This window comes from Bifidobacterium thermophilum, assembly GCF_037482445.1.
GTDB lineage: Bacteria > Actinomycetota > Actinomycetes > Actinomycetales > Bifidobacteriaceae > Bifidobacterium > Bifidobacterium thermophilum_B.
In genome coordinates, this window is sequence record NZ_JBBHLY010000012.1 from 1 (window position 1) to 11,903 (window position 11,903).

Annotated in this window: 10 protein-coding genes; all 10 read left to right on the forward strand. The window is 60.5% G+C overall.

Annotation, left to right across the window (positions count from 1 at the left end; translation table 11 throughout):
* Positions 1-647 precede the first annotated feature (647 nt).
* Entirely contained in the window at positions 648-2,462 is a 1,815-nt protein-coding gene (locus WD012_RS07025; RefSeq protein WP_339563234.1) for an AMP-dependent synthetase/ligase, read from the forward strand.
* 191 nt (positions 2,463-2,653) lie between these two features.
* Positions 2,654-3,424: an AzlC family ABC transporter permease gene (locus WD012_RS07030; RefSeq protein ID WP_339563235.1), complete on the forward strand. Its 771-nt coding sequence runs from the start codon at positions 2,654-2,656 to the stop codon at positions 3,422-3,424.
* Complete coding sequence (locus WD012_RS07035) at positions 3,421-3,744, forward strand: branched-chain amino acid transporter permease (RefSeq protein WP_339563053.1); 324 nt, start codon at positions 3,421-3,423, stop codon at positions 3,742-3,744. Before WD012_RS07030 ends, WD012_RS07035 begins: the two co-directional genes overlap by 4 nt.
* A gap of 103 nt (positions 3,745-3,847) precedes the next feature.
* On the forward strand, positions 3,848-4,168 hold the full coding sequence (locus WD012_RS07040; protein ID WP_044279828.1) for a putative heavy metal-binding protein: 321 nt from the start codon (positions 3,848-3,850) through the stop codon (positions 4,166-4,168).
* Between the two features lie 132 nt (positions 4,169-4,300).
* A complete protein-coding gene (locus WD012_RS07045) occupies positions 4,301-5,185 on the forward strand; it encodes an ABC transporter ATP-binding protein (protein WP_339563054.1) in 885 nt (294 codons plus the stop codon).
* A 118-nt stretch (positions 5,186-5,303) separates the two neighbouring features.
* Positions 5,304-6,440, forward strand: coding sequence for a tRNA (adenine-N1)-methyltransferase (locus WD012_RS07050; RefSeq protein ID WP_339563055.1), 1,137 nt, complete (start codon positions 5,304-5,306; stop codon positions 6,438-6,440).
* Positions 6,441-6,464: 24 nt separating this feature from the next.
* Entirely contained in the window at positions 6,465-7,025 is a 561-nt protein-coding gene (locus WD012_RS07055) for a SixA phosphatase family protein (protein WP_339563056.1), read from the forward strand.
* Between the two features lie 476 nt (positions 7,026-7,501).
* A complete protein-coding gene (locus WD012_RS07060) occupies positions 7,502-7,882 on the forward strand; it encodes a hypothetical protein (RefSeq protein ID WP_339563057.1) in 381 nt (126 codons plus the stop codon).
* A 392-nt stretch (positions 7,883-8,274) separates the two neighbouring features.
* Positions 8,275-10,581, forward strand: coding sequence for a 5-methyltetrahydropteroyltriglutamate--homocysteine S-methyltransferase (gene metE / locus WD012_RS07065; protein ID WP_339563058.1), 2,307 nt, complete (start codon positions 8,275-8,277; stop codon positions 10,579-10,581).
* Between the two features lies 1 nt (position 10,582).
* A complete protein-coding gene (gene metF / locus WD012_RS07070; RefSeq protein ID WP_339563059.1) occupies positions 10,583-11,452 on the forward strand; it encodes a methylenetetrahydrofolate reductase [NAD(P)H] in 870 nt (289 codons plus the stop codon).
* The last annotated feature ends 451 nt before the right edge of the window (positions 11,453-11,903 follow it).

Below are 11,903 nucleotides of genomic sequence, written 5' to 3' on the forward strand. Positions count from 1 at the left end.
AAGGACAACCCACGAACACCGAAAGGCGCCACGCCCGCCGGAACCGTTCCCATACGCACCCTGGGAACCCGGGGACGGACACGCCCGACACACCCGTCCACGCGCACGCACACCGCGAAAAACCCACGGACACCGACACCACAACCGCACATCGGACGCAACCCACGCGCACCGCCATGGCACACGGCACAGACCCCCGGGATCCTTCGAACGCATGCCCGGATATACGCAAACCGACACATCGGCCCACAGACGGGACAGGATGCCTCCCATCCCGAGCGCAGCGCATACCCGGGCATACACGGCGCAGCCCATTCGAACCGCCCAAACGCTATATGAGACGCAACTCGTCCGCGCTGTTTTTCCGGACACCAATCCGTGCAAAGTCTGAGCGTGGCGGCATAAGGATCCGAAACCGTGACGCGCCTGAGGCCACAACTCTCTGCACCCGATTCGGGACGCGCATTCCGGCCCACAACCTGTCATCGTCGGTCCGTGCAGGGACACGTCGAGGCCCTGTCTGAATATTGACACCTTCGATTACAATAATCCTGTACTGTACATTGTCCATACTTCATGTCCTCGTGCAACGGGCGTGCATGGTAGTCGGCAACGATTGTTGTCAGGGAGAATTCATGACAAGTCACATGGTCAAGGAATATGCCGAGCCTCTTACTACCCCGATTGACTCTGATCGTGGTATCTTCACCATTCTTGAGGATCGTGCTGAGCGGACGCCGGAAGGAACCCTGATCGAATATCGGGACGATTCTGGTATGTGGCGGCACTTCACGGCCCTTGAATTCAAAGATACCGTTGTCGCGCTGGCCAAGGGGCTGATCGCGCGAGGGGTGATGCCCGGGGATTCCGTGGGCATCATCGCGCATACGTCTTGGCAGTGGACCGCCCTTGACTTGGCGATCATGTCAATCGGCGCGGTGACCGTCCCGGTGTACGAGACGAATTCACCGGCACAGGTGCGCATGATTTTCAACGATTCCAACGTTCGCATGGCGTTTGCCGAAGATGACATGCAGCGTGACAAGATTGAATCCGTCCGGGAGGAATGCCCTGACCTGGGTGACGTGTATGTCATCGGTATTGATGCGCTCGATGCTATCGAGGCATTCGGCAAGGGCGTTTCCGATCGAGAGTTCTATGAGCGTGCGCGAGCGGTGCGGGGCGACGACCTGGCAACCATCGTGTACACCTCAGGCTCGACGGGAACCCCGAAAGGTATCGAGCTCACCCACGGGAATTTCGTGTTCATCGTGATGTCGGGGACCATCACCATGCCCGATGTCGTCACTAAGCCCGGACGCCGGCTCTGGCTGTTCCTGCCGTTGGCCCACGTGTTCGCGCGGTACATGCAGTACGTGTGCTTCGCGGGGAATGTGACTCTCGGTTTGTCCAGCAATTTCAAGACCATGCTCGCCGACTTCCAGGCGTTCAAGCCGACTTTCGTGCTCGCTGTCCCGCGTGTCTTCGAAAAGATCTACAACGCCGCCTCACAGAAGGCCGGGAAAGGAACGAAGGGTCGTATCTTCGCCCGTGCAGCACAAGTGGCTCGGGCATGGTCTCGAGCCCAGCAGTCCGACGAGGGCATTCCGCTGGGGCTCCGCATCCAGCATGCGGTGTACGACCGACTGGTCTACCAGCAGATCATGGACGTGTTCGGCGGCAGCTGCGAGTATGCCGTGTGCGGCGGTGCCCCATTGGATGCGTCAATCGCCCATTTCTTCAACGGCGTCGGCCTGCCGCTGCTCGAAGGGTACGGTATGACGGAAACCTGCGCTCCCGCTTGTGTGAACCCTACGGTCGGCTATCGCATCGGTACGCTTGGCAAACCGTTCCAGGGCGTCAGCTTCGCGGTCGCTGATGACGGCGAGCTGTGCATCAAGAGCCCGGCGGTGTGCAAGGGGTACCATAACCACCCTGAGATTACCGAAAGCCAGATAGTCGACGGATGGCTGCATACCGGCGATCTGGGCGATATCAGTGACGACGGTTTCATCAAGGTCACCGGGCGCAAGAAAGACATCATCATCACTGCAGGAGGCAAGAATATGTCTCCGGGGGAGGTCGAAGCGAGCGTCATGACCTCCCCGGTCGTGGACCAGTGTGTGGTGATCGGTGACCGCAAGCCGTTCATCGCCGCGCTCATCACCATTGACCTCGCTGATGCGAATGCCTGGCTTGAATCACAGGGTGCCGAACCGTGCAAGGATCTTGCCGAGGCGAGCCGCAACCCGATTATCTACACTGAGGTCGAGCGTGCTGTCAACAAGGCGAACGAGCTGGTATCCAGGGCCGAATCAATCAGGAAATTCGAGATTCTGCCGGACACCTTCACCGAGCAGAACGGCATGCTCACCGCAAGCCTGAAAGCGCGCAGGCAGGCGATCGTCGAGCATTACCAGGATCTCATCGATCATCAAATCTACGTGCCGCGTAAGAAATAGCGATACCGGCCGCAAACCGACATCGCATTGACCGTGAAGCCGCCTGGCGGTATTGTTCCGCCTGGCGGCTTCTGACATGTCCTGTGAAGTATGGCGCAGCGCAATCATCGGCTGCCATGCCGGGAAGGGAAGGGCTTTTGAAGGAGCATACGGGCGTGGATCATCCTGCCGTACCCGAGAATGATGATCGCATGGCGCCGGCGGCGTTATCGGAATCCGGACGCAACACAATATTCACTGCCTTGCGTTGGGCTTTGCCGAACACATTACCGGTGTTGACCGGATACCTGTTCCTTGGGCTGACATACGGGGTGCTGATGACGACACACGGATTCCCGTTCTGGCTTCCGATGGTCACGGCGTTGGTGATCTATACCGGATCGATGGAATTCCTTCTTGTCGGGATCCTGTCATCATCGTTCAACCCGCTATCGGCATTCCTCACGGCGGTGGTCGTCGGGGCGCGCCATCTGTTCTATGGGATCGCCATGCTTGGCAGATACCGCAATATGGGATGGAAGAAAGCGTATCTCATCTTCGCGACGAGCGATGAGACCTTTTCGGTGAACTATTCCGCGCGTATCCCACCGGACCGGCATGTCGACCGCGGATGGTTCTACTTCTGGGTTTCCTTGCTCGACCAGATGTACTGGGTGATCGGCAGCGCCGCCGGCGGGCTGTTCGGCAGCATGATCACCGTGGATGTCCGAGGCCTTGATTTCGTGATGACCGCCATGTTCATGGTGATCTTCCTGCAGCAGTGGTTCCAGGACGGTACCTCGTTACGGCACATGATGACCGACCATATCTGCGAGCTGATCGGCGTGTTGGGCTCGCTCGCCGCACTGCTGGTGCTCGGCCCGGACCGGTTCATGATACCGGCCATGATCATCATCCTCGTGTCGTTGCTGGCCATACGCCGCCCATTGGAACGTAGGAACAATCAAGAGGGGGAACGATGACCTGGCAGCAGCAACTGATCACGATCCTTGTCGTGATTCTCGGCACGGTGGCGACACGATTCATCCCATACCTGGTGTTCTCCGAAACCCGCCCGATACCGCCGGTCGTCAGATATCTCGGCAAGGTGCTGGCCCCTGCGGTATTCGGGCTTCTGGTGGTCTACTGTCTGAGGAACGTGAGCGTCACCGGCGGTTCGCATGGCGTGCCGGAACTGGTGTCCTTGTCGGTCGTCACCGGATTGTACGTGTGGAAACGAGACATGCTTATCCCCATGGTCGGGGGCACGCTGTGCTATATGGTGCTTGTCCATCTGATGTAGCAGGTGCCGCGTGAGACGTAGCCATCCCGCCGGTATAATGGCGGTAGCCCGGCGTAGCGTGCCGGGCGCGGCGGAAGACCTGAATTGCTTGAAAGGCGGAACGATGATTCTCACCACGACACCGACAGTGGAAGGCCACCGGATTGTCGAATACAAACCGATTGTCTTCGGCGAAGTGGTTTCCGGCGTGAACTTCGTCAAGGACATGTTCGCCGGTGCCAGGAATTTCTTCGGCGGCAGGTCGCAGTCCTATGAGGATGAGCTCACCCGCGCCCGTGAGGAGGCGTTGAACGAAATGGCGCAGCGGGCGCAACAATACGGCGCCAATGCGGTTGTCGGAGTGGATATCGATTACGAGACCCTCGGCGAGGGCGGCGGTATGCTCATGGTCACTGCAAGCGGCACCGCGGTCGTCGTCGCCTGACCATCGAATCATCCGGCGAACGTCGCGCGGCGTTGTCGACCGTGGGCTGCAACCGGTACGGACAATCGCGGCTGCCGGAAGACGGCGGATCCGGGAAACACAAGGACATACACAGTGATAGGAGATATACGCATGCCGGGGCATGAGAACATCCAGGAGGACAGCCAGACGGAAGCGGAGCCGGCTATCAGACTGTCAGGAGTGGAATTCCGCCGGCGAGGGCGCGTCATCCTCACCGATGTCAATCTTACCATCAAACGTGGCGAGAAATGGGTGTTGTTCGGTCCCAACGGCATCGGCAAATCCACCCTGGTGAACATGATGAGCACCCGTGGGTTCCCCTCCGAGGGAACCGTCGACATCCTCGGCAACCGGCTCGGCAAGGTCGATGTGTTCTCCTATCGTCCGCTCATCGGCCTGAGCTCGGCATCGCTTGCGCGCGAACTGCCGCCGGGGGAGGACCCGCTCGACGCGGTGGTCACCGCACTCACCGCGACCCTCGGCCGATGGCGGGACTCATACACCGCACAGGAGTATGAGAAAGCGCGTCGGCTGATGGCGGAATTCAACATCTCCTATCTCGAAGGCAAACAGATGTACCGCCTGTCCGAAGGCGAACGTACGCGTGTGCTCATTTGCCGCGCCCTCATGGCCGATCCTCAACTGCTGATTCTTGACGAGCCGACCACAGGCCTCGATCTGGGCGGGCGTGAGATCGCGTTGCGGGCGCTCGCCAGGATCGGCAGGGAGGATCGTGACCGGACCGTCATCCTGGTGACGCATCGTCTGGAGGAGATCCCGCAGGGCTTCGACCATGTCGCGATCATGGGCAGGCTCGAGGGTTCGGAAGCAGATGCCTACGAAACCAATGTCGCCGGTGGGGATCCCCAGCCGGGCACTATCGTCTACGCCGGTGACCTTCCACAAGGATTCACGTCGGAGCGGCTGAGCAGGATATTCGGTCTGCCGCTCAACGTCACGCATGAGCACGGCAGATGGGGCGCCTACGCTTACTGACCGTATGGCGAGGCGGCATGGCCGGGGTGTCCCGCCATGTACGCTGATGCCGGCGATAGCATAGAGACGAGGAAAACGACAGCGTATGATGCGAGGGAAAGGACAGGGAAAGGACAGCATGCCGAACCGAGGACCGTTGCAGGCGGGCGAGAAAATACAGTTCACCGACCGGAAAGGCAAGCGGATCACCGACCAGCTGGTCGTGGGCGGGACGACCCAGACCGAACACGGCCTGATCATGCACGACCAGGTCATCGGACAGACCGAGGGCATCGTGGTCACGACGGTCAGGGCGAAGCGGGAAGCGCAGGTCAACCAGCAACACCCCGAGCGTGATGCGGGCAAACCGTGGAAATCAGCGCGTGCGATAGGCGGCTGGGAGTACGCCGTGATGCGTCCGCGTCTCGCCGATTATGTCCTGTCCATGCCCCGAGGCGCGCAGATCATGTATCCGAAAGACATCGCGCAGGTCATCCAGTTAGGGGATATCCGCAGCGGCATGCGCGTGCTGGAATCCGGTGCCGGGTCAGGTGCTATGAGCCTCAACCTGCTGGACGCGATCGGATCCGAGGGGTCGCTGACCACCATCGAGATGCGTCCGGAATTCGCGAAAGTCGCCTTGGGCAATGCGACCGTGTATTTCGGCGAGCGGCCGGCATGGTGGGACCTTCTGGTCGGGGATTTCGACAGTGTCGCGTCGACGCTGCCGGATCACAGTTACGACCGCATCATGCTGGACATGCTCGACCCGTGGAACCGCCTGGACCAGGCGCATCGGGTCATCGCCCCCGGCGGTGTCCTGATCGCCTATATCACGACCACGACCCAGATGAGCCGTATGGTCGAGGCGTTGCGCGCCTCGGGCTGCTGGACCGAGCCGGACATCCAGGAGACACTTGAACGCAGCTGGAAGGCGCAAGGGCTTGCCGTCCGGCCAAGCCACCAGATGATCGGGCATACCGGTTTCCTCGTCGTCTCCCGTGCGATGGCCGACGGATACGAGGCGCTGCACAAACGTGACCGGGCGACCAAGGACACGACCACCGACATCGATGATCTCGACGCTTCCCAGCGTGCGGAGCAGCTCGAGGATCTCGAGCTCAGGGACATCTCGGATCGCAAGCTGCGCAAGGTGCTGCGGGATCTTGACGCGCAGGTGGCGAACCTACGGCATGACGGGCATGATGGCGCAGACGCCGATGACGGCGGGACGGCCCTGCCGGAAACGGCTGCGTCGCGGGACGGAAACGCCTGAACAAGTAGCGGAAACGAGGCATGAATGGGACAGTCATTGAAGAAAATCGCCAAGACAGCAGACCAGTATGGATATGTGCTGCTCGTGATGCGCCATGCGAAGACAGAGCCTGCGAATCTGGCAGGCGATCGGGCCCGGGAACTGACCGACAAAGGGCGCCGTCAGGCGAAAAACGTGGCACGCGGAATCGAATCGCTCGGCATGGTCCCGGATCGGATCGCATGCTCCGGGGCGGTGCGCGCCGAGCAGACGCTGGAGCGGATGCTCAAGGTGTTCGGTGATGGGCCCAAGGTCGATTATCGGCAGAGCCTGTATGAGGGTGGGGTCCAGGCCGTGTTCGATGAGATCGCCCGCACGGCGGACAAATACCATACACTCATGGTCGTGGGGCATGAGCCGACGGTATCGATCGCCAGTGAGTGGATCGCATCAGAGCGTTCGGAACAGTCTTTGCTCAATCTGCTTCAATTGGGTTTGTCCCCCGCATCGGTGGTGATGTTCGGATCCGATAAGCCGTTCTCGAGCTGGCAGGTGCATGCCGCCGATCTGTTCGCCGTGCTCAGCCCCAAGGATTTTGGCGACTGAAACGGGTGGAGAGGCGCGACACCGGAACATGATGCGACCGACAGGAGTGATCCCATGGGAAAGAAGCACGGATACACGCTGCTGCACCTCCTGGTATTTCTCGGTGTTGCCGTAGTGGCGACATCGGCGATCCTGTTGTGGTATGCGTTGGATGGGCATACGGATACCCCCTGTCGCCTACGTAGCCTGTCTCTATTCGGTGTACGGGCTGGTGGCCTTCATCGAGCTGCTCAACCGGCTGCGCAAGATGGCGGTCCCGAAAGCCCGGCGTCGCATCACCGATTCGGCGTTGGTGGCAACACTGCGTCGCAGCCGTATGATTGCGAAATATCTTGACGATGAGCGATTCCGGACCGCCCTCTCATTGGTTATCGGCCTGTTCATCAACTTGTCTATACAGCCATCAATCTGTTCTCGGGACTGTATCTGCGTTCCGCGTGGCTTATCACGCTCGGCTGCTACAACCTGTTTCTTGCATGCCTGCGCGCCTCACTGGCGGATTATATGAGTTCAAGCGCAGGGATTGCAATCTGCAAGAGGAGTATCGCAGGTATCGCAGCTGCGGCACCCTATTGCTGTTCATGGACATCGTGCTTGCCGGCTTCTGTGTGCTCATCGCGCTTGATTCCAAGGGATACGACTATCCTAGGTATCTGATCTACGCGATGGTCGCCATGCTTTCCCTGGAAACCGCGATAATCGGGCGGTTCGGCACGGGGCAGACCGGCTTCCGGTTCACCATGACCGAGCTTTCAGGAGTCGCCGTCTGCCTGATCGTATTCATCATGGCAGTGGTCATGATGGTGAGATCCGGCAGCTACATCAACGGCATGCGGGCAGATACGCGGAATCGGTAACGGGCTTGTCACGGGAAGGCATGCCGGCCGTTCGCCTGGCTGTATCTGTCCATTCTCGCGGCGATAACCTGGACTTTGATATCAGACAAAGTTTTTCCTCTGACGGGTGTCCGTGGTCGCTTCGTCGCCGGATCGGAGGTTACGCCGGCAATGTCGGGTCTTGGCGATGTCGTCACCGCGAGACGCCGAGGTATGCGAGAATCCGCAGAACGCCGGGCTGGAAGCCTAGGCGTCGCTCCTTGGCACAGGTAGTGGCGAGGTCCGCAATCGCATGAAGGTATAAAACTGGTTTATAACGACACCCACAATCGGCTGATGACCTTCTTACGCGGATTTTTGGTATGGTGAGCGCGTTGCAATAGATATCCGTTTCGATTGTGGAGGACAGCCATATGACAGCATTGACTTCGGTTTCCGGATTCCCGCGCATCGGCAGCAACCGAGAGCTCAAGAAGGTCATCGAGGGGTACTGGAAAGGCGCCAGCACGCTCGACGACGTGCGTGCCACCGCGAAGCAGCTGCGCGCCAACCATTGGAAGCTGCAGCAGGACGCGGGCATCGACCTCATCCCGAGCAATGATTTCAGCTATTACGACCAGATGCTCGACACGGCCATCCTCTTGGGTGCGGTCCCGGCGCGCTACCAGCGCCTGGGCTTCGACCAGCCCGAGGACACGCTGTTCGCCATCGGCCGCGGCTATCAGGGCGACAAGGGCGACGTGACCGCGCTGCCGATGAAGAAGTGGTTCACCACGAACTACCACTACATCGTGCCGGAAATCGAAAGCTCCACCCAGATCCACCTCGCCAGCACCAAGCCGTTCGATGAGTTCAACGAGGCGAAGGCGCTGGGCATCGTCACCAAGCCGGTGCTCATCGGCCCGTACACCTTCCTCAAGCTCGCCCGCGACCCGCAGGCCGAGGAACTCGAATTCGACCGCGGCCTGATCAACGACATCGCCTCCGTCTATGCGCAGGTGCTCGGCAAGTTCGCTGAGCTCGGCGCCCAGTGGGTGCAGTTCGACGAGCCGTACCTTGTGCTCGACAAGGAAGACGGCGATGTCGAACTGTTCAAGAGCCTGTATTCCAAGATCCTGCCCGCACGCGAAGGCAAGGTCAAGCTGCTGCTCAACACGTACTTCGGCCACATCGCCGACATCTACGAAACCGTGAACCTGCTGGGCTTCGACGGCATCGGGCTCGACCTGATCGAAGGCAAGGACGAGAACCTCGCCGCCGTGGACAAGTACGGTGTCGCCGAGGGTACGACCATCTTCGCAGGCGTCGTCAACGGACGCAATATCTGGCGCAACAATTATGCCGTCAGCCTCGGCGTGATCGACGCGCTGCACACCAAGACCGACAACATCGCCGTGTCCACCGCATGCTCCCTGCTGCACGTGCCGTTCAGCACCGAAGGGGAAACCGGGCTCGAGCCGCAGGTGCTCAAGCATTTCGCATTCGCTGTGGAAAAGCTCGGCGAACTGCACGACATCGCGGTGCTCGCCGACCAGGACGATACCGCACGCCGCAACGCCAAGGCGCTCGCCGACAACCAGGCGCTGTTCGACGGCACCCGCGTCACCGCGGACCAGGCGGTCGCCAAGCGTCTCGCCGCGCTGACCGCCGACGATTTCGTTCGTCAGCCTGCCCGCGCGGAACGCCAGAGGCTGCAGCGTGAGGCGCTCGGCCTGCCGCTGCTGCCGACCACAACCATCGGCTCCTTCCCGCAAACCAAGGAAGTACGCGCCGAACGTGCACGCCTGCGCAAGGGTGAAATCACCCGTGAACAGTACGACGAGTTCATCAAGCAGCAGATCGACGAATGCATCAAGCATCAGGAGCAGATCGGCCTCGACGTGCTCGTCCACGGCGAATTCGAACGCAACGACATGGTCGAATACTTCGGCCAGCATCTCAATGGCTTCCTGTTCACCAAGAACGCATGGGTGCAGTCTTACGGCACCCGTTGCGTGAAGCCTCCGATCGTGTGGGGCGACGTCTCACGCGCCGAACCGATCACCGTCGCCTGGAGCGCCTATGCGCAGTCACGCACCAAGCACATCATGAAGGGCATGCTCACCGGCCCGGTGACCATCCTCAACTGGTCCTGGCCGCGTGAGGACGTCAGCCATGAACTGCAGACCCAGCAGCTGGCGCTCGCCATCCGCGACGAAGTGCTCGACTTGGAGAAGGCCGGCATCAAGGTCATCCAGATCGATGAGGCCGCCCTGCGCGAGAAGCTGCCGCTGCGCAAGAGTGACTGGCATAAGAAGTACCTGGATTGGGCGATTCCCGCGTTCCGTCTCGTGCACTCCGCCGTCAAGCCCACCACGCAGATCCACACGCACATGTGCTATTCGGAGTTCAACGACATCATCCGCGATATCGACGCGATGGACGCGGACGTCATCTCCTTCGAAGCCTCCCGTGGCGATCTGGTCGTGCTCGACGCGATTCATGACGCGAACTTCGAGACTGAAGCCGGTCCGGGCGTGTACGACATCCACTCGCCGCGTATCCCGAGCGAAGCCGAAATCGAGCATCGCATCGACGAGATCCTCGCCAAGATGGACGTCAACAAGGTGTGGATCAACCCCGACTGCGGCCTGAAGACCCGTGGCAACGCGGAAACCTGGCCGAGCCTGGAGCATCTGGTCGCCGCCGCCAAGGCGGTGCGCGCACGACTGGGGAAGTGACATGCACCAGCCGATGTTCTCCATCGAGGTATTCCCACCCAAACGCAACGCGCCGGTGGGAACCATCTACGACACGCTCGACGGGCTGCAAGGCCTCAACCCCGACTTCATCTCGGTGACCTACGGAACCGGCAAGTCGTCAGACCGGACAGCGACCGCGCGCATCGCGAACACCATCCGCAAGGAGTATGACATACCCGCCGTCGCCCACCTTACCGCGCAATACACTACGCGGGAACAGGTCGACGAGGCGCTTGACATGTTCAGGCAGGCGGGGGTGTCCGCGGTGCTCGCCCTGCGAGGCGACCCCGTGCCCGATCGCGAACCCGCTGGGGCGTTCGAACATGCCAGCGATCTGGTCGCGTACATCCGAGAGCATGACCCGGATATGACGATTTTCGGGGCATGCTACCCGGAGTGTCACCCGCAGGCGAGCGACCTTGATGAGGACATACGAAATCTCAAAATCAAGGTTGACGCGGGCGCAAGCCACCTGATTTCGCAGTTGTTCTACGACAACGCGGACTTTTACCACTTCCTCGACAAGGCGCGTGCAGCGGGCATCGATGTGCCGATCGAGGCGGGTATCATGCCGGTGACCAATGCCAAGCAGATCAGGCGCATGGTGCGCATGTGCTCGTCACGTGTGCCGCTGCCCTTGGAATCCCTGCTTGACAAGTGGGGCGACGACCCGAAGACACTCAAGCAGGCGGGTGTCATCTATGCGTCGAACCAGATCGCCGACCTCGTTGCCCACGGTGTTGACGGGGTGCATCTGTACTCGATGAACAAGCCGGCTGTCACACGGCAGATCTGGCACAATGTCGAGGACCTGTTCTCGCCCGGGCAAACGGGCACAGACTTCGCCTGAGTAATCTATTGCAACAAGCCGGCGGACGGACGCACCATCACGGTGTGGCTGTCCGCCGGCTTTTTTTATGTGGTGGGCGGGATTGATTCCGACGAAGGGCTCTGTGGTGGTGGCTGAGTGTGGTATTCGCCCGCGGTGCGACTGCCTGGTTGCATGCGGCGGCGGTTATGCGTGAGTGCAGAGGACTGCGGTGTTGAATTGGCCTGTGGCGTGACTGCTCAGTCACACGGCGTGGAGGATATCGCGCGGGCGGAGGCTGTCATGATACGGTATCGGCTTGTGGTGCGATTGCGCAGTTACATGGTGTGGAGATAGACGTGGATTGAGGATGTTGCAACACGGTACCAGCCAGTGGTGTAACAGCCAGGTCGCACGCGGCGGCGATAGGCGGGGATTGGATTCCGCAACACTTGGTATCTGCCTGCGGTGCAATCAGCGGGTCACACGGCGG

Coding starts and splice junctions, on each gene's coding strand:
- WD012_RS07025 (WP_339563234.1), top strand. CDS start 648: ATGGTCAAGGAATATGCCGAGCCTCTTACTACCCCGATTGACTCTGAT.
- WD012_RS07030 (WP_339563235.1), top strand. CDS start 2,654: ATGGCGCCGGCGGCGTTATCGGAATCCGGACGCAACACAATATTCACT.
- WD012_RS07035 (WP_339563053.1), top strand. CDS start 3,421: ATGACCTGGCAGCAGCAACTGATCACGATCCTTGTCGTGATTCTCGGC.
- WD012_RS07040 (WP_044279828.1), top strand. CDS start 3,848: ATGATTCTCACCACGACACCGACAGTGGAAGGCCACCGGATTGTCGAA.
- WD012_RS07045 (WP_339563054.1), top strand. CDS start 4,301: ATGCCGGGGCATGAGAACATCCAGGAGGACAGCCAGACGGAAGCGGAG.
- WD012_RS07050 (WP_339563055.1), top strand. CDS start 5,304: ATGCCGAACCGAGGACCGTTGCAGGCGGGCGAGAAAATACAGTTCACC.
- WD012_RS07055 (WP_339563056.1), top strand. CDS start 6,465: ATGGGACAGTCATTGAAGAAAATCGCCAAGACAGCAGACCAGTATGGA.
- WD012_RS07060 (WP_339563057.1), top strand. CDS start 7,502: ATGCCTGCGCGCCTCACTGGCGGATTATATGAGTTCAAGCGCAGGGAT.
- metE (WP_339563058.1), top strand. CDS start 8,275: ATGACAGCATTGACTTCGGTTTCCGGATTCCCGCGCATCGGCAGCAAC.
- metF (WP_339563059.1), top strand. CDS start 10,583: ATGCACCAGCCGATGTTCTCCATCGAGGTATTCCCACCCAAACGCAAC.